Source organism: Streptomyces caeruleatus, assembly GCF_001514235.1.
GTDB lineage: Bacteria > Actinomycetota > Actinomycetes > Streptomycetales > Streptomycetaceae > Streptomyces > Streptomyces caeruleatus.
Genome location: NZ_KQ948924.1, coordinates 101,909 through 125,934, shown reverse-complemented (window position 1 = coordinate 125,934; position 24,026 = coordinate 101,909). Strand labels below are relative to the sequence as shown.

Sequence of the window (24,026 nt, the reverse complement as noted above, 5' to 3'; positions counted from 1 at the left end):
AGTCGGCCGCCCGGCCGGGGCGCGGATACGGTCGCCACGTGCCAACCGCTCTCCAGGGGCGTAGCGTCCTGGTATGGGCGGCGTGACCGGTACGGGCGATCAGGCCCCGGACGCCGAGGCGCTGGACGCCGCGTTCGCGGAGACGGTGCGCCGGACCGGTGCGTCCATCGGCGCCCTTTACCTGCTCGCAGCGGACGAGCGGCTGCTGCGCCTGGATCTGCTGTGCGGGGCTCCCGTCGAGTTCGCCGCACCGTGGACCAAGGTCCCGCTCGCCTCCCCGGTACCCGTCGCCGACGCCGTCCGCGAGGAACGTCTGGTGTGGGTCGGCAGCCAGGAGGAGATGGTCCGCTCCTACCCGCGCACCGCGCTGGTCCTGCCCTACCCGCTGGCGCTGGTCGCCGCGCCGGTCAACGGCGTACGGCGGTGGGGGTCCCTGCTGCTGATGTGGCCGGCGACGCGCCCGCCGTACATGACGCAACGGGAGCGGGGCAACATCACGTCCAGTTGCCGCCGACTGGCCCGGCTGCTCGAGGAGACGGCCGACGGTTCTCCCACCCGGCGTGAGCAGCCACGCGCCGTCCCCGTCGGAACGGGCCGGCGCTCGGCGAGCCCGGAGGCGGCCCTGTCCGACTTCGTCGAGCGGCTGCCGGGCGGCAGTTGCGCCCTGGACCTGGAGGGACGCTTCACCTACGTCAGCTCCGGCGCCTGTGAACTGCTGGGCTGTGACGCCGGTCAACTGCTGGGCACCCAGCCGTGGCAGTCCCTGCGCTGGCTCGACGACCCCAGCCACGAGGACCGCTACCGTGCCGCGGTGATCAGTCGGGAGCCCGTCTCGTTCACCGCGTGCCGCCCGCCCGGCCAGTGGCTGGAGATCCATCTGTACCCGGACGCCAGCGGCATCAGCGCCCGTATCGTCCCCAGCGGCGCGCACACGCCGCCCTCGCCGGCGCCCCGCCGGTCCGCCCGCGCCCCCACCCCGGCCCGGGCCGGTCAGCTCTACCAGCTTCTGCACCTGGCCGCCGCGCTGACCGAGGTCGTCGGGGTGCAGGACGTCGTCGATCTCGTCGCCGACCAGATCATGCCCGCCTTCGGCGCCCAGGGCCTGGTGCTGTCCACCGCCGACGCGGGCCGGTTGCGGATCACCGGCCACCGGGGTTACGCCTCGGACACCATCAGACGCCTCGACGGGCTGCCCCTCGACACGTCCTTCACCCCGGCCGGGCAGGCCCTCGGCAGCGGCATCCCCGCGTTCTACGCCGACCCGGAGGAGATGCGGCGCAGCTACCCCGAGGCGCCGCTGATCAGCGGAAAGCAGGCCTGGGCCTTCCTGCCCCTGATCATCTCCGGCCGGCCCGTCGGCGTCTGCATCCTGTCCTACGACAGCCCCCACGCGTTCCCCGCCGAGGAACGCGCCGTCATGACCTCCCTCGCCGGCCTCATCGCCCAGGCCTTCGACCGCGCCCGCCTCTACGACACCAAGCACGCGCTCGCCCACGGTCTCCAGCAGGCACTGCTGCCACGCGGCCTGCCCCTGATCGCCGGCCTGCGGGTCGCCGCCCGCTATCTGCCCGCCACCCGGGGCATGGAGATCGGGGGCGACTTCTACGATCTGATCCGGCTCGGCGACACCGCCGCAGCGGCCGTCATCGGCGACGTCCAGGGCCACAACGTCGCGGCCGCCGCCCTCATGGGCCAGGTGCGCACCGGTGTCCACGCCCACGCCACCCTCGGCACAACCCCCGACCAGGTCCTGCACCGCACCAACCGGCTCCTCACCGACCTCGGCCCCGACCTGTTCACCAGCTGCCTCTACGCCCACCTCGACTTCGCCCGCGGACGCGCCACCCTCGCCAGCGCCGGGCACCCACCGCCCGTTCTGCGCCTGTCCGACGGGGCCACACGGCCCGTCGCCGTCCCGCCCGGCCCGCTCCTGGGCATCGACCCCGACGCCGTGTTCCCCGTGACCGAGATCCCGCTCACCACCGGGACGCTGCTCGTCCTCTACACCGACGGCCTCGTCGAGAGTCCGGGCGCCGACCTCGACGACTCCATCACCCAGCTCGCCCACCGGGTCGCCGCCGCCGACGACCGGGACCTGGACCATCTCATCGACGCACTGCTCGGGAAGGCCGCCACCACCGGGCAGCGCACCGACGACATCGCCCTGCTCGTACTCCAGCAGGCACCGCGCCCCTGACGGCCGGGACGCGATGCACGTCTCCCGGGTGCCGCTACGCGATCAGAGCCACGACCATGGCGATCAGCCCGGCCACCACCAGCGCCACCACCAGCATGATCAGGACGAGCGGCCCGGCTGCCCAGCCCCTGCGCAACTCGTTCTGCGGATAGGAGATACCGGCCGTGCTGTCCGACTCGGCGGGCGGGGTCTCACCAGGTGGTACGCCGCTGCCGGGTCGGGGGCCCGGAGCTCGGGTCGGTTCGGGATCGGGGTTCGTCATGGCGCACCCTCCTCTCCAGGACGGGTTGCCGCGGTTCACCTGTTCGGGCGCGCGGCACTGATGTCGCCGAGAGCGGACCCGGGGTCGCGTTCGATGGCCAGGTCACCGATGGAGATGATGCCCACCGGGTGATCTCCCTGGTCGACGACCGGCACCCGGCGAATGGAATGCTCGCGCATCACCCGCACCGCGAGCCCCAGGTCGTCGTCCGGCTTCACCGTGACCAGGTCCTCGCTGCACGCGTCGGCGACGGTCGTGCGGTCGGGGTCGCCGCCCTCGGCCATGGCACGGATCACCAGGTCCCGGTCACTGACCAGCCCGCGCAGGTGGTCGCCCTCGGTGACCAGTACGGCACCGATGTCCTCGTCGCGCATCATGCGGGCCACCGTCTGCACCGAGGTCAGCGGTTCGACGGTCATCGGGTCGGTCGTCATGACGTCGCGGACATGCTGAGTCATGGGAACGTCCCTCCGTGGAGTGGGGCGGTGCCGCTCACCGCCGTGCGGCCACCGAGTACCCGTGGACGGCCTTTCTCCCACGTGACCCGAGCGGGTGCTCTCACCGTGCGGTCCCGTCGGCTCGTCGCGGATGCTGGTCCTCCACGCCACAGAGGTCAGGACGTGAGCGGATGCGATGCGCGAGGGCGATCAGGAGAGGTTGCCGCGGTGTTCTGCTGTCCGTGCTCGCCGTGACGACCGGCTGCGGTGCCGCCGCGGGCGAGCGCGGTGATGCCGCGTCCGCCGCCGCGACCGGGTTCACGGCCGCCCTGCAGCGGGCCGACGGCCGGCAGGCGTGCGCCCTGCTGGCGCCGAGCACCCTCGACGAACTGGAGAAGTCCGAGCAGACGTCCTGCGACCGTGCGGTGATCCAGGAGCAACTGCCGGCCGGGGACACGGTCCGCACCGTGGACGTGTACGGCGACCAGGCCCGGGTGGTCCTCACCGACGACACCCTGTTCCTGGCCCACGTCCCGACCGGCTGGAAGGTGACCGCCGCCGGGTGCACGCCCCGTCCACGGCAGCCGTACGACTGCACGGTCAAGGGCGGGTGAGGGCGTCCCATGCGGACCATGTTCACCCTGTGCCTGGTGTTCGTGATCGGGGGCCTCGCCTACTTCACGACGCTGGGGCTGATGCACCGATGAGCCCACGTCGCTTCCTGCGCGAGAACGGCCTGAGCCTGGCGTTCGGGATCGGCTTCCTGCTGGCCCTGTGCGGACAGGCCGTCGCGGGACACGCGGACTTCAACAACGCGCTGGTCACCGACGGACTGCAGCCGATCGGCCTGGGCGCCTATCTGACCTCGTCGGACTTCGCCGTCGACGTGACGGAGAACTGGCAGTCCGAGTACCTCCAGTTCTTCCTCTACATCTTCGTCACCGTCTGGCTGCTCCAGCGAGGTTCGCCGGAGTCCAAGGAACTGGGCAAGGCGGGCCCCGAGTCCGACGAGGACCAGCTCGTCGGGGAGCACGCCCCGGCCGACGCCCCCCGCTGGGCCCGGGCCGGCGGCTGGCGCCGCGCGGTGTACTCCAGGTCCCTGGGCCTGGTGATGGGCGGCGTGTTCCTGCTGTGCTGGCTCGCCCAGTCCGTCACCGGCACCGCCGCCTACAACGAACAGCGACTGCGCGACCTCCAGGCCCCGCTCAGCTGGGCCGAGTACCTCACCGCCGCCGACTTCTGGAACCGCACCTTCCAGAACTGGCAGTCCGAGTTGCTGGCGGTGGCCTCGATGGTCGTCCTGTCGATCTACCTGCGCCAGCGAGGCTCCCCGGAGTCCAAGCCGGTCGGCGCCGCCCACACCGCGACGGGCGTGGAGGGATGACCACGGCACGGCGTTAGGCAGCAGTGGCCAGGGGTACCGGGGACGCACGGCGCGCCCCGGCGTCGTCGCTGGTCTTCGGGAGGTGGGCGTGGACGCTTCGGTGGACAGGATCGCGCGGCCGTGGGGGAGTCGTACGCCGTACCGACGACACGAAAAGTGGCCCGAGCGGGTGGACACCTGTCTCGCGGACGGCGTCGACGCGGGCGGGGTGCAGCGGTGGGTGCAGGCCGCGTCGATCCTGCACTCCGACGGGGACGCCATGGACATCGCGGTCGCCGACGGACGCATGGTCGGGGTGCGCGGCCGGGCACAGGACCGCGTCAACCGGGGCCGGCTGGAGCCGAAGGACCTCTTCGCCTGGCAGGCCAACGCCTCTCCCGACCGGCTGACGAGGCCGCTGGTGCGCGAGAACGGGCACCTGGTGGAGAGCGACTGGCCGACCGCCATGGACCGGATCGTGGCCCGCTCCCGGGAACTGCTGGCCGAACGCGGGCCCGGATCGATCGGCTTCTACACCAGCGGACAGCTCTTCCTGGAGGAGTACTACACCCTCGCCGTGCTCGCCCGCGCCGGCATCGGCACCAACCACCTGGACGGCAACACCCGGTTGTGCACGTCCACCGCCGCCGAGGCGCTGAAGGAGTCCTTCGGCAGCGACGGGCAGCCCGGCACCTACGACGACATCGACCACGCCGACGTCATCGCGCTGTTCGGCCACAACCTCGCCGAGACACAGCCCGTGCAGTGGATGCGGATCCTGGACCGGCTGGAGGGCGCCGACCCGCCCCGCCTGCTGTGCGTCGACCCTCGGCCCACACCGGTGGCCCGCAGGGCGACGGTGCACCTGGCGCCCCGCCTCGGCACGAACGTGGCACTGCTCAACGCCCTGCTGCACGAGATCATCCGTACCGACCGCGTCGACCACGACTACGTCGCCGCCCACACCGTCGGCTACGAGGAGCTGGCGTCCCGGGTGAAGGACCGCACCCCCGAGTGGGCGGCGGCGATCTGCGACGTACCCGCCGCCCGTATCGCGGAGGCCGCCGAACTCCTGGGCTCGGCCGACCGGTTGCTGTCCACGGTCCTCCAGGGCGTCTACCAGTCCCACCAGGCCACCGCGGCCGCCGTACAGGTCAACAACATCCATCTGATCCGCGGCATGCTCGGCCGCCCCGGCGCCGGGGTCCTGCAGATGAACGGGCAGCCCACCGCCCAGAACACCCGCGAGTGCGGCGCCGACGGCGACCTGCCCGGCTTCCGCAACTGGCAGAACGACGCGCACGTCGCCGAGCTGGCCGACGTGTGGAACGTCGACCCGAAGACCATCCCGCACTACGCGCCCCCCACCCACGCCATGCAGATGTTCCGCTACGCCGAACAGGGCTCGTTGCGCATGCTGTGGATCACGGCCACCAACCCCGCGGTGTCGCTGCCCGAGCTGTCCCGGATCCGCTCGATCCTGGCCCAGGAACGCCTGTTCGTCGTCGTGCAGGACCTGTTCCTCACCGAGACGGCGCAGCTGGCGGACGTGGTCCTGCCCGCGGCGACCTGGGGCGAGAAGACCGGCACCTTCACCAACGCCGACCGCACCGTCCACCTGTCCGACAGGGCCGTCGAACCGCCCGGCGAGGCCAGGCCGGACCTGGACATCTTCCTCGACTACGCCGCCCGTATGGACTTCCGCGACAAGGACGGCGGCCCGCTCGTCACCTGGCACGACCCGGAGTCGGCGTTCGAGGCGTGGAAGCGGTGCAGCGCCGGCCGCCCCTGCGACTACACCGGCCTCACCCACGCCCGGCTGCGCGGCGGCACCGGCATCCAGTGGCCCTGCAACGACGAGAACCCCCAGGGCACGCCACGTCTCTACACCGACGGCATCACCTGGGCCCACCCCGACGTCTGCGAGTCCTACGGCAAGGACCTGGTGACCGGCGCGGCGGACGACGTGGTCGAGTACCGCTCGCTCAATCCGGACGGCAAGGCCGTCATCAGGGCGGCCGCCTATCTGCCGCCGCACGAACAGCCCGACGACGACTACCCGTTCCAGCTGACCACGGGTCGCACGCTTTACCACTTCCACACCCGTACGAAGACCGCACGCGCCGCCCAGCTGAACGCAGCCGCCCCCGACGTGTGGGTGGAGGCCTCCGCCTCCGACGCGACCGCGCTCGGACTGGAGGAGGGCGATTTGGTGGACGTCACCACGCCGCGCGGCGCGGTGCGCGGGCGGCTGCGGGTGACGGACATCCGGCCGGGGCTGCTGTTCATCCCGTTCCACTACGGCTACTGGGACACCAAGGCCGGCCACGCCCCGGACGGCGAGACGGCGGGCCGCGCCGCGAACGAGACGACGATCACCGACTGGGACCCGGTCTCCAAGCAGCCCCTGTTCAAGACCGCCGCGGCCGCGCTGCACCGGGTCGAACGCGGCGACGGCCACCCCGCGCCCGCGCCGACGACCACCGCGTCCGCACCTTCCCGCGCCGACGCGCTACCGGGCACGACCGGCGGCTCCTTGGCCCTCGTCCGTGAGGAGGCCGCCGAATGAACGGCATCGCCCTCACCCTGCGCGCCCTCCACCACGGCGAACAGCGCCTGGCCGACGAGCTGACGGCCGTCGCGGAACGCCATCGCACCGAGCACGAGGTCCACCACGTCGCCACCGACCTCGCCCAGTGGTCCCGCGACCACGTCCAGCGCCTGGCCGACACCGGCCGCGACCACGGCCTCCACCTGGACGCCGCTTCCGGGACCGGCACCCCCGGCCTGCTGTCCACGCTCAGGGAAAAGGCGGCCGAGGCGGTCGGCCGGCGCCCGGAACCGGGCCTCCTCCTGCTGCGCGACCTGCGTGAACTGCACCTCGACGCCACCGAGAACTCGCTGTACTGGGAGATGCTCGCACAGGCCGCACAGGCCACCAGGGATGACAAGCTCCTCGCTCTCGCCTCCGGGTGCCATCCCCAGACGCTGCGGCAGCTGCGCTGGACCAACACCATGATCAAGAATCTCTCGCCCCAGGCCCTGACCAGCTTGTGAGGACCGACGCACCCCGCCGTGGCACAGTGGCCCTATGTGCGGCCGCTACGCCTCCACCCGCAGCCCCCAGGACCTCGCCCAGCTGTTCCAGGTCGCCGAGTGGCGTCCGGAGGAAACCCTGGCGCCGAGCTGGAACGTGGCGCCGACCGACGAGGTGTGGGCCGTACTGGAGCGCACCGCGCGCGGCGCCGACGAGGACGAACCGGCCCGGCGCCGGCTGCGGCCGCTGCGCTGGGGTCTGGTGCCCTCGTGGGCGAAGGACACCAAGATCGGCGCGCGTCTGATCAACGCCCGGGTGGAGACCGTGCACGAGAAGCCCGCCTTCCGCCAGGCCTTCGTCAAACGCCGCTGCCTGCTGCCGGCCGACGGCTTCTACGAGTGGGACGAGGTCAGGGACCGCACGTCGGGCAAGGTCCGCAAGCAGCCCTACTTCATCCACCCGGAGGACGGACAGGTCCTGGCCCTCGCCGGGCTGTACGAGTTCTGGCGCGATCCGGCGGTCAAGGACGGCGACGACCCCGCCGCCTGGCTGCTGACCTGCACCATCATCACCACCGAGGCCACCGACGCGGCCGGCCGGATCCACCCCCGTATGCCGCTCGCCCTCACCCCCGAGCACTACGACGCCTGGCTCGACCCCGACCACCGGTCCACCGACGACCTGCGCGCCCTGCTCACCCAGCCGGCCGACGGTCAGCTGGACGCGCGCCCGGTCTCCCCGGCCGTGAACAGCGTCCGCAACAACGGCCCGCAGCTGCTGGACGAGGTGCCCGCCCCCTGACCTGGCGGAAGGTGAGTTCTCGGTAAGGGTTGCCCTTACGGGCGGCCGAAAGACGCTTTTGACATCCGTTTTCATCTAGCGTGGGCGCGACGCCGGCCCGAACGGATCTCGGCGGACCATTCGCCTTCCCCTGCCCCGGAGGAACCCATGCCCGCGCCCGCGCCCCGACTCCTCACGCCGCTGATAGCCGGCGCCTGCCTTGCCCTCCTCGCCGGCTGCGGCGGCTCGTCCGGCTCCGGAGGCGGCTCCGGAAGCCATGACAACGATGCATCGCAGAGCCCCGCTTCGGCGTCCGTCATCCCGGTCGTCGCCTCGACGAACGTCTACGGCGACATCGCCGAGCGGATAGGCGGCGGCAAGGTCCAGGTGACCTCGATCATCAGCGACCCCGACCAGGACCCGCACTCCTACGAGGCCAACACACAGAACCAGTTGGCGCTCTCCAAGGCCAAGGTCGTCATCGAGAACGGCGGCGGCTACGACGACTTCATCGACCGCATGCTGAAGAGCGGCGACTCCTCCGCCGCAGTGATCAACGCCGTCAAGGTCTCAGGAAAGACCGCCCCGGCGGGCGGCGAACTCAACGAGCACGTCTGGTACGACTTCCCCACGGTCGCGGGGCTCGCCGACCGCATCGCCACCGCCCTGGCCAAGGCCGACCCGGCCGACGCCGCCACCTTCACCCGGAACGCCAAGGGCTTCGCGGACAAGCTGAAGCCGCTGGAGCAGAAGGAAGCCCGGATCAAGGCCGACCACGGCGGCGAGCAGGTGGCCATCACCGAGCCCGTGCCGCTGTACATGCTCCAGGCCGCGGGGCTGAAGAACGCGACGCCCGAGGAGTTCAGCGAGGCCATCGAGGAGGGCGACGACGTCTCCGCCCGGACCCTCCAGGAGACGCTGGCGCTGTTCTCCGGCAAGAAGGTCAAGGCGCTGGTCTACAACGAGCAGACGTCCGGCCCGCAGACCGAGAAGGCCGAGCAGGCCGCCAAGGCCGCCAAAATCCCCGTGGTCCCCGTGACCGAGACCCTCCCGCACGGCAAGGACTACCTCGGCTGGATGACCGCCAACGTCGACGCGCTCGCGAGCGCGCTGGCCAAGTGAGCCCGTCCACCGGGGCCGACGACACCGCGCTGATCAGCTTGCGCGCAGCGGCCCTGTCCTACGGCGAGCGCGTGCTGTGGCAAGGCCTCGACCTCGATGTACGGCCGGGCGAGTTCCTGGCCGTGCTCGGCCCCAACGGGGCGGGCAAGACCAGCTTCGTACGGGCGCTGCTGGGTCAACGGCAGCTGTCCGCGGGCACGTTGACCGTCCTGGGCCGCCCGCCCCACAAGGGCAGCCGGCACATCGGCTACGTCCCGCAGCAGGCGACCCTCTCCGCGCAGGCGATGCTGCGCGCCCGCGACCTGGTCCGCTTCGGCATCGACGGGCACCGCTTCGGACCCCGGCCGCGCACCGGCGCCGTACGCCGCCGCGTCGACGAGGTCCTCGCCTCGGTCGGGGCCACCGCCTACGCGGACGTCCCCGTCGGACTGCTCTCCGGCGGCGAACGACAGCGCGTGCGCATCGGCCAGGCCCTCGTGACCGACCCGCGCATCCTGCTCTGCGACGAACCGCTGCTCTCCCTCGACCTGCACCACCAGCGGGCCGTCACGGAACTGGTCGACGCCCGGCGCCGCTCCCACGGCACGGCGGTGGTGTTCGTGACCCACGAGATCAACCCGGTGCTGGGCATGGTGGACCGTGTGCTGTACCTCGCCCGCGGCGGCTACCGCGTCGGCACCCCCGACGAGGTGCTGACCTCCGAGGCCCTGTCGCGGCTGTACGGCACCCAGGTCGACGTCATCCGGGTCCGGGACCGCGTCACGGTCGTCGCCGTACCCGACGAGGCGGCACAGGAGCCGCACCACCCCGAACTGCCGCACGGAGTACGGCCATGACCCTCGCCGACGGGATCTGGCAGCAGATCTTCTCCTTCGACCACTACGGCGAACTGCTCGCCCTGGTCCGCAACTCCCTGATCGCCGGTGCCGCGCTCGGTCTGGTCGGCGGCCTGGTGGGCGTGTTCGTGATCATGCGGGACCTGCCGTTCGCGGTGCACGGGATCAGTGAGCTGTCGTTCGCCGGCGCCTCCGCCGCGCTGCTGCTGGGCGTGAACATCGTGGCCGGCTCCATCGTCGGCTCGATCCTCGCGGCCGGGACGATCGGGCTGCTCGGCTCCCGCGCCCGGGACCGCAACTCGGTGATCGGCACCATCATGCCGTTCGGCCTCGGCCTGGGCGTGCTGTTCCTCGCCCTCTACAAGGGCCGGGCGGCGAACAAGTTCGGCATCCTCACCGGGCAGATCGTCGCCGTCGACACCCCGCAGATGTCCTGGCTGCTCGGCACGTCGGCCGTGGTGCTCGTGGCACTGGCGGTCATGTGGCGGCCGCTCGCCTTCGCCAGCGCCGACCCGGAGGTGGCCGAGGCGCGGGGCGTGCCGGTGCGCGCGCTGTCGTTCGCCTTCATGATCGTGCTGGGCCTCGCGGTCGCGCTGTCCGTGCAGATCGTCGGCGCGCTGCTGGTCCTCACCCTCGTCGTCACCCCGGCGGCCGCCGCGGCCCGGGTCACCGCCTCGCCGGTGCTCCTGCCCCTGCTGAGCGTGGTGTTCGCGGTCGCCTCCATCGAGGGCGGGATCCTGCTGGCCCTGGGCAGCAGCATCCCCATCAGCCCGTACGTCACCACGATCTCGTTCGCGATCTACCTCGTGTGCAGGGTGCTCGGTACCCGCCGGGCACGGAAGTGGGGAGCCGTACGAGCGACCGCCTGACATGAAGACATGAATGAGTCTTCATTCTTTCCTTTATCGTGGGGGCATGACTTCCACGCTCACCCCACCCTCGGCCGACGCAGCCGCGGCCACGCGTGCCACGGCCGCACCCCGGCGGCGCACCCGGCTGCTCGCGCTGCCGGAGGTCCGCTGGGCCGTCGCGGCCACCGCGCTGTTCCTGCTCGCGCTGCCCCTGCAACTCGCCGGAGCGCCCGCGTGGACCTGGGGCCCGCTGTACGCGCTGGCCTACGCCGCGGGCGGCTGGGAACCGGGCTGGGAAGGGCTCAAGGCGCTGGGGGACAGGACGCTCGACGTCGACCTGCTCATGGTCGTCGCCGCACTCGGCGCCGCCTCCATCGGCCAGGTGATGGACGGCGCCCTGCTGATCGTCATCTTCGCGACCTCGGGTGCCCTGGAGGCCCTCGCCACCGCCCGCACCGCCGACTCCGTACGCGGCCTGCTCGACCTGGCCCCCGCCACGGCCACCCTGATCGCCGCCGACGGCACCGAACAGACCGTCCCCGTCGAGGAGTTGACGATCGGCGACACCGTCCTCGTACGGCCCGGCGAGCGCGTCGGCGCCGACGGCCGGGTGCTGGACGGCGCCAGTGAGGTGGACCAGGCGAGCATCACCGGCGAACCGCTGCCCGCGGTGAAGGAACGGGGCGACGAGGTCTTCGCGGGCACCCTGAACGGCACCGGAGCCCTGCGCGTCCGCGTCGAACGCGACGCCTCCGACTCCGTGATCGCCCGGATCGTGCGGATGGTGGAGGAGGCGTCCGAGACCAAGGCGCCCACGCAGTTGTTCATCGAGAAGGTCGAACAGCGCTACTCACTGGGCATGGTGGCCGCCACGCTCGCCGTGTTCGGCGTCCCGCTCGCCTTCGGCGAGGAGTTCTCCGAGGCGCTGCTGCGCGCCATGACCTTCATGATCGTGGCCTCCCCCTGCGCGGTCGTCCTGGCCACCATGCCGCCCCTGCTGTCCGCCATCGCCAACGCCGGCCGGCACGGCGTGCTGGTGAAGTCCGCCGTGGTGATGGAACGCCTCGGCCAGGTCGACGCCGTCGCGCTGGACAAGACCGGCACCCTCACCGAGGGCACGCCACGGGTGGTGGACGTACGGCCGCTGCCCGGCTCCGGCCTGAACGAGGACGAGTTGCTGCGGCTCGCCGCGGCAACCGAGCACGCCAGTGAGCATCCGCTGGCCCGAGCGGTGGTGGACGCCGCCCGTGACCGGCGCCTCGACCCGCCCACCGCACAGGACTTCGGCTCCGCCCCCGGCGTCGGCGTGAAGGCCGTGGTCGACGGCCGCACCGTCGAGGTCGGCGCCCCGGCCCGTCTGCTCGACGACCCTGACCACGAGGTCGTGGCGCTCGCCGAGGAACTCGAGGAGTCCGGCCGTACCGCCGTGGTCGTGGTCGTCGAGGGCACCCCCGCCGGACTGCTCGGCATCGCGGACCGTCTGCGCCCCGACGCCGCGGCCACCGTCGCCGCCCTGACCACCCTCACCGGCACCGCCCCGACCCTGCTCACCGGCGACAACCCGCGGGCCGCCGCCCGCCTGGCCGCCGAGGCCGGCATCGAGGACGTGCGCGCCGGGCTACTGCCGCAGGACAAGCTGGCCGCGGTCAAGGAGCTGGAGTCGGCGGGCCGCAAGGCGATGGTCGTCGGGGACGGCGTCAACGACGCGCCCGCCCTGGCCGCCGCCCACATCGGCGTCGCCGTGGGCCGGGCGGGCTCCGACCTCGCCCTGGAGACCGCCGACGCGGTGGTCGTCCGCGACGAACTCGCCGCCGTCCCCACCACGGTCGCCCTCTCCCGCCGCGCCCGGAAACTGGTCGTGCAGAACCTGGTCATCGCCGGCGTGTTCATCACCGGCCTCGTCATCTGGGACCTCGCCGGCACACTGCCCCTGCCGCTCGGCGTCGCCGGCCACGAGGGCTCCACGGTCCTGGTCGGCCTGAACGGGCTGCGGCTGCTGCGGGACGCGGCGTGGCAGCAGGCGGCGGCGGACGGGACGGGCTGACCGCCGGGAGGCCGACGGGCGGGTGGAGGACGTGTGCCGGCTCCGCCGATATTCCCTCGCCGGTGCTGCCCGCCGCGCCTAGCGTGCTCCACATGCCCGACGACACCACGCGAGCACAGCGCGACGACAGGCCCCAGGAGTCCCGGAGGGTGCGCCTGAGCCGGACCTTCGACGAGGACGCGGAGCTCTACGACCGGGTCAGGCCCGGATATCCGGCGGAGCTGTACGACGACCTCGCGGAGCTCGCGGTCGCCGGCCCCGGCCGGCGCGTGCTGGAGGTGGGCTGCGGGACCGGTCAGGCGACGGTGCCGCTGGCCGCGCGGGGCTGTCGGATCACGGCCGTCGAGGCGGGACCGAGCATGGCCGCGGTCGCCCGCCGCAACCTGGCCGGAGTCACGGCCGTGGAGGTGGTGACGGCGGAGTTCGAGAGCTGGCCGCTGCCGCGGGAGCCGTTCGACGCCGTGGTCTCGGCCACGGCGTTCCACTGGATCGACCCGGCTGTGCGGGTGTCCAAGTCCGCCGACGCGGTGCGTCCGGGCGGGGCGCTGGCCGTGGTGCGCACCCAGCATGTGCGGGGCGGCACCGAGGACTTCTTCGTCGAGGTCCAGCACTGCTACGAGCGTTTCGACCCCGAGACGCCGCCCGGGTCGCGGCCTCCCGCGGCCGCCGACATCGACGGGGCGGAGCATGCGGAGGAGGTGGCGCGCAGCGGCCGGTTCGGCCCCACGGTCTTCCGTCGTTACGAGCGGGATCTCACCTACACCACGGCGGAGTACCTGGAGCTGTTGCGGACCTACTCCGGCCACCGAGCCCTTCCGGACGCCGCCAGGAACGGACTGCTGGGGTCCATCGGCGACCTGATCGACCGGCGGTACGGGGGCCGGGTGACCAAGCGCTACCTCAACGAGCTGAGCGTGTCGTACAAGCGGTGACGCGGCGAGGTGCCGTCGCGTCAACGGGGCGTCAGCGGCCGGGCGCCGGGCCGCTGCTGCGGCGCAGCACCAGGTCGACCGGGACCAGGGAGTCGACCACGGGCGGCTCGGCGGCGCCGTCGAGGCGGTCCAGGAGCAGGCGCAGCGAACGGGTGCCGATCTCGGCGAAGTCCGTGCGGACGGTGGTCAGCGGGGGGAGGAAGTGCGCGGCCTCGGGGATGTCGTCGTACCCCACGACGCTCACCTCGTCGGGGACGCGACGGCCGGCCTCGTGCAGCGCGTGGAGGACGCCGAGGGCCATCTGGTCGTTGGAGGCGAACACGGCCGTGACGTCCGCGCGCCGGGCCAGCTCCCGGCCGATGTCGTAGCCCGAGCAGGCGCTCCAGTCACCGATCAGCGGGGCCGGGACCTCGGCGCCCGCCGCCTCCAGGGTGGCCTGCCAGCTGCCCAGCCGGTGGTCGGCGGAGGTCCAGCCGGTCGGGCCGGCGAGGTGCCACACGGTGCGGTGGCCCAGCCCCAGCAGATGCTCGGTGGCCTTGCGGGCACCGGTCCGGGAGTCGCCGGTGACCTGCTGGGTGTCGGCGTCCAGGCCGTTCTCCAGCACCACCAGCGGGGTGTCCAGGCGAGTGTCCGCCAGCGCCTTGCCCACCCACAACTGCGGGGCGATGGCGATCACGCCGTCCGCGCCCTCGGCGGACAGCCGGTTCACCGCCTCCACGACCGTGTCCGGCTCGGCCGTGTCCAACGCGATCGAGCTCAGCAGATAACCGGCCTCCTGCGCCGCCGTGTTGATCGCGGTCAGGATGGAGGCAGGCCCGTAGCGGGCGGCGTCGAACGAGATCACACCGACCATCCGGGTCCTGCCGCTGGCCAGCGACCGGGCACTGCGGCTCGGCCGGTAACCCAGGGTCCGCATGGCGGTCAGCACCGTCTCCCGGGTCTGCGGCCGCACCGACGGATGGTCGTTGAGGACACGGGAGACGGTCTGCTTGGAGACCCCGGCCAGCCGGGCCACGTCGTCCATCACCGGACGCGCGCCCGCGAAGTTCCGTCTACTGCGCCCTCTCGGAGCGGAGTCGTCGGGGGAGCTTGGGCTCATGGTGGCTGTTTCCTCGACGTCGTCACGGCGGTGGTGTCCCGCCCCGGCAGAACCCCAGCATAGGCAGGGTCACGGAGCGGGAACCCCCGGGACCGGCGCCTCATCCCGAGCGGACCGCCCAGGTACGGCTGACGACCCACTCGGCCCGTGTCACCGCGGCCGTCCGCGCCGCCTCGCCCGCCCCGTCCGGCACATGGACCCGGGCCTTCGCGTGCAGCGGCAGCACCCGCACGCGCAGCGTCGCTCCCGCCGGCAGCCGGCCGATGTCCCAGGCCCGCCCCGAGAAGAACTGGTCGGCGACCAGCGCGTCCCCCACGTACGCCCGCCCGACGTCCCCGGTCCAGCGCAGCCGCAGCACGGCCCCGGCGGGGAGGTCCTCCGGTACGTCCACGCGGTACTCGGCGGCCACCGTGTCGAAGTACTCGTCCGCGGGCACGCTCGCCCGCTCCAGCACCCCGGTCGAGGGCTCGGGGGCCGGACCGGCGGGCCGCAGGAGGGCGAGCGGCGGTGCCGCCGGAGCCTCCTCGGCGTCGGTCACGATGCCGTAGCGGGTGAAGACCCCGTCGGCCTCACCGGTCACCGTCTCCCCGTCCACCACCAACGCCCGCCCCGGCGCGGGCAGTACGGCGAACGACGACTGCCCGGCCGTGCTGTGCACCCGCACCTCGCCGCCGTCGAACACCACCCCGTCCGCGCACAGCACCAGCCGCTCGGCGCCCCACGCCTCGCCCCGGTAGACGGTACGAGCCGTCGCCGCGTCCAGCACCAGCAGACCGACCCGCCCGCCGTCCGCCGCCTCCACCTCGACCAGCGCGTCGGTCCCGGGCCGCAGGCCGGTCAGCAGGATCCTGCCGTCGACGTCGGTGACGTCACCGGACGGCGCGCTGACGGACCGCACCGTGCCCGCGGCCAGGGCGACTTCGGGCGCGATGCCGTCGGTGGCGGCGAGCACCAGGACCGTACGGCCGTCCAGGGCGACCGTGCACACCGGCTGAGCGGTCGCCCACTCCAGCCGCACCCCGGCGACGTCGAGCCGCAGCGGCCAGCAGAAGTAGGCTCCGGCGGGCACGGTCACCGGGGAGCTCGGCACGTTCAACTCGCCGCCCCCATCCGGGAATTCGACCGTGAAAGAGGTGCCCCGGCGGTCGGGCAGCGGCTCGTGCGGCTGGTGGTTGTTGACGAAGAGGAAGCCCGAGGAACCGTCCGAGCGGACCGCCCACCGCAGGCTGTCCCGGTCGTGCTGACCCCGCGGCCGCTCCTCCGGCAGCACGGACCCCATCGGCGCGATTGTGTGCCCGAAGTCCGCCAACAGCAGGTGCTGGAGGCGGAGTTCGTCGTACGAGGGCCGGTACTGGCCGTACTCGCCGAGCGGGGCCTGGAAGTCGTACGTCAGGACGGGCAGGTCGTTGGGGTAGCCGGTGGCGTGGGACTCCTGGAGCGTGGACAGCTCGCCCGCCGGATTCGTACCGCCGTGGAACATGTAGTAGCCCTGCCACACCGAGCCGCAGCCGATCTTGGTGAGCCCGAGCGCGCCGATGTCGGCGGCGTCGAGGCGGGGCCGCCGGTGGTAGGCCACCGCCATGCCGCCGCCCAACTCGCAGGTGGCCCAGGGGAACCGGTCCGCGAGGGCGTCCGGGGCACCGCCGCGGACGGTGGTCGGGCGCAGGTCGGCGCCGATGCCCTCGTCGTCGCGCTGGTGGGTGAAGAAGAAGTGCTTGCGACACGTGTCGGGCCAGCCGCCGTCGGCCTCGGTCCAGAACGCCTCGGGGTAGCCGCCGTACAGCGGGAACAGTTCGTCGCCCGGGAGCTGGACGCCGCCCCACGCGGTCGACGTCCACAGGGGCGCGCTCAGTCCGGCCTCCTGGGCCATCCGCTTCAACGTCAGCAGATGGCCGGGCTGGTCGTAGAGCTCGTTCTCGATCTGGACGGCGATGACCGGGCCGCCCCGGGCGCGGTCGAGGCCGCGCAGCTGCTCGGCGACGGCCGCGAACCATCGGCGTACCGGCTCCAGGTACGCGGGATCGTCGGTGCGCGGTGTGCAGTCGCGGGCCAGGAGCCAGTCGGGCAGGCCGCCGTTTCGTACCTCGGCGTGGGACCACGGCCCGATGCGCGGGATGAAGTCCAGGCCGTGGTGGGAGCACAGCTCGGCGAAGCGGCGCAGGTCGCGGCCGCCGTCGAAGCGGACGCGGCCCTCGATCTCCTCATGGTGGATCCAGATGACGTAGGAGGCGACGGCGGTCACGCCCCCCGCTTTCATCTTCAGCAGTTCCTCCTCCCACTCGGCGGCCGGGTAGCGGGAGTAGTGGAACTCGCCGGAGACCGGAAACCAGGGGCGGCCGCCGCGGGTGAGCCAGCGGCTGGTCACCTCGACGGGGTCGGGCGCGTCCGGCGCGTCGGCGAAGGGGAGGTGGCCGGACAGCGGGGGTGCGGCGGGCGCGGGGACGCGCAGGCGGTGTGGGCGGGTCACCAGGTGTTCTCCGGTCCGAGGTCGGCGGTGTCGGTGAGGTGGGCGCGGGTGCCGGTGGTGGCGTGCAGTTCCAGCACGACGAGCTGGTTGGTGCCCGGGCGCAGGACCGGTGCGGGGACGTACAGCGTGTGCTGGGGGCCGCGGTTCCAGTAGCGGCCGAGGTGGAAGCCGTTGATCCAGGCCTGGCCCTTGGTCCAGCCGGGCAGGGCGAGGAAGGTGTCCGCCGGGGTGGCCACCTCGAAGGTGCCCTGGTGGAAGGCCGGTCCGGCGGCCGTGGTCGCCCCGGACGGCTCGAACGGCACCGCGTCCAGGGTGTCGAGGGGCAGCGGGTGGCAGTCCCAGCCGTGCAGCGGGGCGCCGTTGAAGGTGACGGGGCCGAGGAGGCCCTTGGGGGCGCCGATCCGGGGGCCGTAGTTGACGCCGCCCATGTTCTCGACGAGGACGTCCAGCGTGGCACCGGCACGCGGGACGCGGACGGGCAGGGTCGCGTCGTGGCGTTCGCGCTCCAGTACTCCGGCGGGGGCGCCGTCGACGAAGACCTGGGCGCGGTCGCCGACACCGCCCGCGAAGTGCAGCAGACCGTCGCCCGCCGCCTCCACGGTCGTGCGGTACAGGACGTAACCGGCGTGCAGGTCCAGGTCGTGCATCGTCGCCGGGTCCTCGGTGCGAGTCGGCTCCGCGAGGGCGGACACGTGGGGGAGGAGCGGGGCCCGGCGGTCCAACTCGACTGTGGTGACCGGCAGTTTGGGCGTTGGTCCGGGCACGGGCTCGTCGGGAACCGGGGCGTGGCGGGCGATGACATCGCGGAAGGCGTGGTACTTGGGGCCGGGGTCGCCGCACTCGGTGAGCGCGGCGTCGTAGTCGTACGAGGTGACCGTGGGCGCGTAGGCGTGCTTGTGGTTGGCGCCGTTGGTGAAGCCGAAGTTGGTGCCGCCGTGGAACATGTAGATGTTGACCGAGGCACCCGCCGACAGCAGCCGGTCCAGGTCGGCCGCGGCGTCGGCGGCGTCCCGCACATGGTGGGGACCGCCCCAGTGGTCGAACCAGCCGATCCAGAACTCCGCGCACATCAAGGGCCCCTCGGGCCGGTGCCGGCGCAGCTCCGCCAAATTCTGCTCGACCCGGCTGCCGAAGGTCACGGTGGCCAGGACGCCGGGCAGGGAACCGGCCGCCAGGTGCTCGGGGTCGGCCTGGTCGCAGGTGAAGAGCAGCTCCTCGACGCCCCGGGAGCGGAAGGCCTGTTCGAGGTGCTTGAGGTAGGCGGAGTCGTCGCCGTAGGCCCCGTACTCGTTCTCCACCTGTACGGCGATCACCGGGCCGCCCGCCGCGGCCAGGTGCGGCAGCAGCGGCGGCAGCAGCGCGTCGAGGTAGCGGTCGACCGCTCCGGTGAAGCGGGGGTCGCTGCTGCGCAGCCGGATGTCGTGGTCCGCGATCAGCCACGCCGGCAGACCGCCGTCGTCCCACTCGGCGCAGATGAACGGACCCGGGCGCAGCAGCACGTGCAGTCCCTCGTCGCGCGCCAGGCTCAGATAGCGGGGCAGGTCGAGGAACCCGTCGAGGACGAGCGGTCCGTCGGGGTCGGGCTGATGCAGGTTCCACGGCACATACGTCTCCACCGCGTTGAGCCCCATCAGCCGGGCCTTGCGCAGCCGGTCCGCCCACTGGTCGGGATGGATCCGGAAGTAGTGCATCGCACCGGAGATGATCCGGAACGGCTCGCCGTGCAGCAGGAAACCGTTGGAGGACGTCGTCAGAGCGGACATGCGGAAGCTTCCCTTCATCAGGAGGTGGGCGGCGGATTCAACGCGTGCGGGTACTGCGGATCAGCCAGAGCGTGGCGGCCAGACACAGCGCCGAGACCCCGGACAGCAGAAGCGGGACCGTGCGGATCCCGGACCACTCGATGGCCTTGCCCAGCGCCGGACCGGCCACCACGCCGCCGACCATGGACGCGGCGATGACCACCGCTCCCGCTCTGCGCGCCCGAGGAGCCGCCCGGTTGAGCCAGGGCAGCCCGGTCGGGAAGATCGGGGCGATGAACAGACCGACACCGGCGTACGCGTACGGGGCGAGCGCCGGGACCGAGGCGAGCAGCAGACAGACCGTCATACCCGCGCACGAGACGGTGATGATGGCCTGGGCCGAGAAGCGCAGCGCGATCGGGGCGACCAGGAAGCGCCCGACGGTCATCATCAGCCAGTACACGGACGTGGCCGTGGCCGCGAAGCCGGCACCGTAGCCGACGGTCTCCAGATGCGTCGGCTCCCAGCCGCCGACGCCGGCCTCGATGCCGACGTGCAGCACGTACAGGGCGACGAACACGGCGAGTACGGAGCCGAGACTCCGGGCGAGCACCCGCCCGCCGTACGGCTCACCGGCCGCGTCGGCCGGCTCCGGCGCCCGGTCGCGTACGCCGCGCAGACACAGCAGCAGCGGCAGGTTGGCCAGCGCGAAACCGAGGAACACCGCGGGGTAGTGGGCGGCACCGACGGCGCCGATCAGGGCCGGGCCGAGGATCGCGCCGATGCCGAAGTGGGCGTTGAGGATGTTCAGCATGGCGGTTGAGCGCTGCCCGAAGCCGACGGCGAACAGCTGGTTGAGGCCGTAGTCGATCCCGCCGAAGCCGAGCCCGGCCAACAGGGCCGTACCCAGCGCGGCCGGCCAGTTCGGCGCCAGCGCGAAACCGGCCGCGCCGACCGCCATCAGCAGATACGAGACACCGAGGATGCGCCGGTTGCCGACCCGCCCGTAGAGCCGGTCGAAGAGCAGCACGCCCGCCACCCCACCGACGAAGTGCGCACTCAGCCCCAGACCGGCAGCCGACGGCGACAGCCCGAACTCCTCACGCAAAGCCGGAATCGCCGGCCCGTACAGGGCCTGGAGAGCACCGATCAGCACGAAGCCCACGCAGGAGGCGACCACTGCGGCGGGGCTGAAGATCCGGGGGCGTGGGGGTGCCGACGTCACTGTCATGGCGGGATGTTACCGGTAACATCCCGCGCCGCGTCAAGATCCGGGTCGCGCCGACCGAGGGGGTGACCGGCGCTGGCCGGGGCGGTCATCTGGCGGTCGCGTCTGGAGGCGCGACGCCCGCACCCACCCCGGGGGCGCGGGGAACTGCGCGACCAGCCCACGACGACCCGCGCCCTGCCTCCGAGCAGTACCCCACGAAAAATTTGGACTGTCAGTACAGAACTTGGACCTGTAGTCTAGGCGGCGGACAGTCCGGAGGACGGGAGCAGGCAATGCCGGCCGAACAGCCTCTGCAAGCCGAGCGGGACGCAATCGTCACCGCCCTCAGACCGGTCGTCGACGGCCTCGCGGCCACCTTCGGCCCGATGTGCGAGGTGGTCCTGCATGACTACCGCCACCCCGACCGCTCCGTGGTCGCCGTGTCCGGCTCGGTGACCGGCCGGACCGTCGGCGGGGCGATGAGCGAGATCGGCATGCGGATCGTCGCGCGCGGCGACGACGCGGGCGACGAGCTGAACTACGTCACCCGAACCCGCGACGGCCGTCTGGTCAAGGCGTCCACCATGGTGCTGCGGGACTCGACCGGCACCGTGTTCGGCGCCCTGTGCGTCAACCTGGACGTCACCGCCGTGAACGACGCCCACGCGCTGCTCGGCGCCCTCGCCGGCGTCGGCGCCGTCGCCCCCGGAACCAGCGGCAGCGCCAACGTGCCGGTCACCACCTTCGGCAACGACATCGACTCCGTCGTCGACGCCATCCTCGACGCCCACCAGCTCCGGCAGAACGGGAGTTGGGCCGGCCTCGACCGCACCCAGCGCCTGGAGCTGTTCCGCGGCCTGGACGACCGGGGCGTGTTCGCCGTGCGCCGCGCGATCGAGCAGGTCGCGGCACGGCTCGGTATCTCCCGCGCGTCCGCCTACAGCTACCTCTCCCAGGCGCGCGCCGGGGCCGGGACGGCGAAGGACGAGGCCGCGACCGACACGACACCCTCTGGAGGACACGCGTGACGACCACCACCCCACCGGTCACCCTCGACGACGTCCGCGACGCCGCCGCACGGCTCAAGGGCGTCGCCCACCGCACCCCGGTGCTGCGCTCGCGCACGCTCGACGCCCTCGTCGGTGCCGAGGTCTTCCTCAAGTGCGAGAACTTCCAGCGCGTCGGTGCCTTCAAGTTCCGCGGAGCCTACAACGCGGCCTCCCGCCTCACCCCGGAGCAGCTCGCGCGCGGTGTCGCCGCCTACTCGTCCGGGAACCACGCCCAGGCCGTGGCCCTGGCCGCCCGCGAACTCGGCACCACCGCGGTGATCGTCATGCCGGAGGACGCCCCGCCGTCGAAGCGCGCCGCCACCTACGGCTACGGCGCCGAGATCGTCACCTACGACCGCTACACCGGCGACCGTGTCGCCATCGCCGAGGCCCTCGCCGCGGAGCGGGGCCTCACCGTCATCCCACCCTACGAGCACCCGCACATCATCGCCGGACAGGGCACGGCCGCCCTCGAACTCCTCGAAGAAGCAGGGGAGTTGGACGCGGTGCTGGCGCCCGTCGGCGGGGGCGGGCTCATCGCCGGGACCTCCACGGTCGCCAAGGGGCTGCACCCGGGCATCCGGGTGATCGGCGTCGAACCGGAGGCCGGGGACGACACCAAGCGGTCCCTGGAGGCGGGTCGGCGCGTCAGCATCCCGGTGCCGCACACCATCGCCGACGGCCAGGCCCTGCCCACCCCCGGCGAGCTCACCTTCTCCGTCAACCGGCGCCTCGTCGACGAGATCGCGCTGGTCAGTGACGACGAGATCCGGGACGCGATGCGGTTCGCCTTCGAACGCCTGAAGATCGTCGTGGAGCCGAGCGGCGCCACCCCGCTGGCCGCCCTGCTCACCGGCCGGACGGGCACGCTGCCCCGCCGGGTCGGCGTGATCATCTCCGGCGGGAACGTGGACGCCGACCGCTTCGCCGAGCTCTGTGGGAACGGCGGCTGACGGGCCCTCCCCGAATGGCGGCCCCGGATGGACGGGCGGACGATGGAGTGGTAGGGGGTCGGCCGCCGACGGCGATGTCCAGGGCCGCCGGGCAGACCGGCCCGGGCCGCGGTGAACCCGCGGCCGGGAAGGGAGCGCGTCATGGTGTTGGAAGTGAAGCCGATCGAGAAGCCGGACGAGCGCCGTGATTTCCCCCGCGGCCACCTCGAAGCCGTCCATATGACGGATCTCGACTTCGCCGTGGCGACCTTCGAGCCGGGCTGGCGCTGGTCGGAGTCCGTGGGCCCGATCGCGGGCACCGAGAGCTGCCAGATGCACCACAACTGCTACGTGGCCCAAGGCCGTATGCACATCCGCATGGACGACGGCGGTGAACAAGAGGTCGGCCCCGGTGACGTCTTCGTCTGCTCGCCCGGACACGACGCCTGGGTCGTGGGCGAAGAGCAGGCAGTGGTCTACGACTTCCAGGGGCAGACGGCGAGGGAGTACGCGAAGCAGGAGTAGTGCCGACCGGCCCGCGCCCGCACCTCACACGGTGACGACGACCTTCGCGCGCGCGTGCTCCACCTCCACGTACCGGATCGCCTCGGCCGCCTCGCTCAGGGGGTACGTCCGCTCGACGACCGGGGCGATCCTCCCGGACTCGGCGAGTTCGCGCAGCGCCGCGAGGTTCGCCCTGCTCTGCCGGGCCGGGAGTTCGAGCAGCCGCTGACGGGCGAAGGGCGCGGCCAGCCGCCTCCTGAAGAAGAGCCCCATCGGCCCGACCACGCTGCCGCCCTCGTACACACCGCCGCCGGACAGCACCAGCGTGCCGGTGGGTGCGAGCGCGCGGCGGAACCCGGCCAGTGAGTGGTTGCCCACCAGGTCCAGCACGACGTCGTACCGCCTGCCGCCGTGGGTGAAGTCGTCCCGCTTGTAGTCGATGACATGGTCCGCGCCGAGCGAGCGGACCAGCTCCACGTTCCGCGTGCTGCACACCGCCGTCACCTCGGCGCCGTAGGCCTTGGCGAGCTGCACGGCGAACGTGCCCACCCCGCCCGAAGCGCCGTTGACCAGGACCGTCTGGCCGCTCCGCACCCCGGCCACGTCCCGCAGGCCGATCAGCGCGGTGTTCCCCGCCAGGGGTATCGCGGCCGCCTGCTCGAAGGTCAGGTTGGCCGGCTTCGGGCCCACCATGCCGTCCTTGGCGCACACGAACTCCGCGAACGCGCCGTCGGCCTCGCCGTACACCTCGTCACCGGGCACGATCCCCGTGACTCCGGAGCCCACGGCCTCCACCAGCCCCGCGAAGTCCCGGCCCCGCACGGGTGCCTTGGGCCTGCGCAACCCCATCATGGCGCGCCCGAGCACCGGGTCGCCGTGCATGAGGTGCCAGTCGTACGCGTTGACCGAGGCCGCGCGCACCCGCACCAGCACCTCGTCGGCCGCCGGCACCGGCCGGTCGACGTCCCTGAACTTCAGGACGTCCGCCGAGCCGTACCGATCCTGGATCACTGCCTTCATGGGATCCCCCTCCGTTCTCGCCGAGCGTAGGAAATCCACCCCCTGCCGACCATCGGGGACGAACCCTGATTTTCACCGGGGTCCGGCCCGCGGGCTCGGCGGCGGATCCGGGCACCCTCGCCCCGCAGCTCGCCGCCGTCTG

At 72.5% G+C, this 24,026-nt stretch carries 21 protein-coding genes; 14 read left to right on the top strand and 7 right to left on the bottom strand.

Annotation, left to right across the window (positions count from 1 at the left end; all coding sequences use genetic code 11):
• Nucleotides 1–73 precede the first annotated feature (73 nt).
• Nucleotides 74–2,197 (top strand): SpoIIE family protein phosphatase, encoded by a 2,124-nt coding sequence (locus tag AQJ67_RS00560; RefSeq protein WP_062715898.1) that lies wholly within the window; start codon nt 74–76, stop codon nt 2,195–2,197.
• A 34-nt stretch (nt 2,198–2,231) separates the two neighbouring features.
• On the opposite strand, the gene AQJ67_RS00555 is transcribed toward AQJ67_RS00560, so the two are convergent.
• Nucleotides 2,232–2,459: a DUF6480 family protein gene (locus AQJ67_RS00555; protein WP_062715897.1), complete on the bottom strand. Its 228-nt coding sequence runs from the start codon at nt 2,457–2,459 to the stop codon at nt 2,232–2,234.
• A gap of 35 nt (nt 2,460–2,494) precedes the next feature.
• Nucleotides 2,495–2,917: a CBS domain-containing protein gene (locus AQJ67_RS00550; RefSeq protein WP_062715896.1), complete on the bottom strand. Its 423-nt coding sequence runs from the start codon at nt 2,915–2,917 to the stop codon at nt 2,495–2,497.
• 221 nt (nt 2,918–3,138) lie between these two features.
• Here AQJ67_RS00550 and AQJ67_RS00545 point away from each other — a divergent pair, with 221 nt between their 5' ends.
• The 10 genes from AQJ67_RS00545 to AQJ67_RS00500 all read left to right on the top strand — a co-directional run bounded on the left by AQJ67_RS00545 (nt 3,139) and on the right by AQJ67_RS00500 (nt 13,861).
• A complete protein-coding gene (locus AQJ67_RS00545; protein WP_244190334.1) occupies nt 3,139–3,510 on the top strand; it encodes a hypothetical protein in 372 nt (123 codons plus the stop codon).
• A gap of 89 nt (nt 3,511–3,599) precedes the next feature.
• Nucleotides 3,600–4,280, top strand: a complete 681-nt coding sequence (locus AQJ67_RS00540) for a DUF6766 family protein (RefSeq protein WP_062715894.1) — start codon at nt 3,600–3,602, stop codon at nt 4,278–4,280.
• 88 nt (nt 4,281–4,368) lie between these two features.
• Complete coding sequence (locus AQJ67_RS00535; protein ID WP_062715893.1) at nt 4,369–6,828, top strand: molybdopterin oxidoreductase family protein; 2,460 nt, start codon at nt 4,369–4,371, stop codon at nt 6,826–6,828.
• A complete protein-coding gene (locus AQJ67_RS00530) occupies nt 6,825–7,316 on the top strand; it encodes a hypothetical protein (RefSeq protein WP_062715892.1) in 492 nt (163 codons plus the stop codon). Before AQJ67_RS00535 ends, AQJ67_RS00530 begins: the two co-directional genes overlap by 4 nt.
• A gap of 34 nt (nt 7,317–7,350) precedes the next feature.
• Nucleotides 7,351–8,097 (top strand): SOS response-associated peptidase, encoded by a 747-nt coding sequence (locus tag AQJ67_RS00525; RefSeq protein ID WP_062715891.1) that lies wholly within the window; start codon nt 7,351–7,353, stop codon nt 8,095–8,097.
• A gap of 147 nt (nt 8,098–8,244) precedes the next feature.
• Nucleotides 8,245–9,198: a metal ABC transporter solute-binding protein, Zn/Mn family gene (locus AQJ67_RS00520; protein WP_062715890.1), complete on the top strand. Its 954-nt coding sequence runs from the start codon at nt 8,245–8,247 to the stop codon at nt 9,196–9,198.
• Complete coding sequence (locus AQJ67_RS00515; protein WP_062715889.1) at nt 9,195–10,034, top strand: metal ABC transporter ATP-binding protein; 840 nt, start codon at nt 9,195–9,197, stop codon at nt 10,032–10,034. The genes AQJ67_RS00520 and AQJ67_RS00515 overlap by 4 nt, the downstream gene beginning before the upstream one ends.
• Nucleotides 10,031–10,903: a metal ABC transporter permease gene (locus AQJ67_RS00510; protein WP_062715888.1), complete on the top strand. Its 873-nt coding sequence runs from the start codon at nt 10,031–10,033 to the stop codon at nt 10,901–10,903. The genes AQJ67_RS00515 and AQJ67_RS00510 overlap by 4 nt, the downstream gene beginning before the upstream one ends.
• 46 nt (nt 10,904–10,949) lie before the next feature.
• A complete protein-coding gene (locus AQJ67_RS00505; RefSeq protein ID WP_062715887.1) occupies nt 10,950–12,929 on the top strand; it encodes a heavy metal translocating P-type ATPase in 1,980 nt (659 codons plus the stop codon).
• 92 nt (nt 12,930–13,021) lie between these two features.
• Nucleotides 13,022–13,861, top strand: a complete 840-nt coding sequence (locus AQJ67_RS00500) for a class I SAM-dependent methyltransferase (protein WP_062716730.1) — start codon at nt 13,022–13,024, stop codon at nt 13,859–13,861.
• 31 nt (nt 13,862–13,892) lie between these two features.
• Here AQJ67_RS00500 and AQJ67_RS00495 read toward each other — a convergent pair whose 3' ends face one another.
• The 4 genes from AQJ67_RS00495 to AQJ67_RS00480 form a co-directional block, all read right to left on the bottom strand.
• A complete protein-coding gene (locus AQJ67_RS00495; RefSeq protein WP_062715886.1) occupies nt 13,893–14,960 on the bottom strand; it encodes a LacI family DNA-binding transcriptional regulator in 1,068 nt (355 codons plus the stop codon).
• A 100-nt stretch (nt 14,961–15,060) separates the two neighbouring features.
• Nucleotides 15,061–17,427 carry a beta-galactosidase gene (locus AQJ67_RS00490; protein WP_062715885.1) on the bottom strand — a complete coding sequence of 789 codons (2,367 nt, stop codon included), beginning with the start codon at nt 17,425–17,427 and terminating at the stop codon, nt 15,061–15,063.
• Nucleotides 17,424–19,190: a glycoside hydrolase family 35 protein gene (locus AQJ67_RS00485; protein ID WP_062715884.1), complete on the bottom strand. Its 1,767-nt coding sequence runs from the start codon at nt 19,188–19,190 to the stop codon at nt 17,424–17,426. The genes AQJ67_RS00490 and AQJ67_RS00485 overlap by 4 nt, the downstream gene beginning before the upstream one ends.
• A 37-nt stretch (nt 19,191–19,227) precedes the next feature.
• Complete coding sequence (locus AQJ67_RS00480) at nt 19,228–20,400, bottom strand: MFS transporter (protein ID WP_208614876.1); 1,173 nt, start codon at nt 20,398–20,400, stop codon at nt 19,228–19,230.
• A gap of 272 nt (nt 20,401–20,672) precedes the next feature.
• Here AQJ67_RS00480 and AQJ67_RS00475 point away from each other — a divergent pair, with 272 nt between their 5' ends.
• From AQJ67_RS00475 to AQJ67_RS00465, 3 genes are all read left to right on the top strand, one after another.
• Complete coding sequence (locus AQJ67_RS00475; protein ID WP_062715883.1) at nt 20,673–21,407, top strand: helix-turn-helix transcriptional regulator; 735 nt, start codon at nt 20,673–20,675, stop codon at nt 21,405–21,407.
• Entirely contained in the window at nt 21,404–22,381 is a 978-nt protein-coding gene (locus tag AQJ67_RS00470) for a threo-3-hydroxy-L-aspartate ammonia-lyase (RefSeq protein WP_062715882.1), read from the top strand. The genes AQJ67_RS00475 and AQJ67_RS00470 overlap by 4 nt, the downstream gene beginning before the upstream one ends.
• A 144-nt stretch (nt 22,382–22,525) precedes the next feature.
• Nucleotides 22,526–22,885 carry a cupin domain-containing protein gene (locus AQJ67_RS00465; RefSeq protein WP_062716728.1) on the top strand — a complete coding sequence of 120 codons (360 nt, stop codon included), beginning with the start codon at nt 22,526–22,528 and terminating at the stop codon, nt 22,883–22,885.
• 24 nt (nt 22,886–22,909) lie between these two features.
• Here AQJ67_RS00465 and AQJ67_RS00460 read toward each other — a convergent pair whose 3' ends face one another.
• Nucleotides 22,910–23,884: an NAD(P)-dependent alcohol dehydrogenase gene (locus AQJ67_RS00460; RefSeq protein WP_062715881.1), complete on the bottom strand. Its 975-nt coding sequence runs from the start codon at nt 23,882–23,884 to the stop codon at nt 22,910–22,912.
• Between the last annotated feature and the right edge of the window lie 142 nt (nt 23,885–24,026).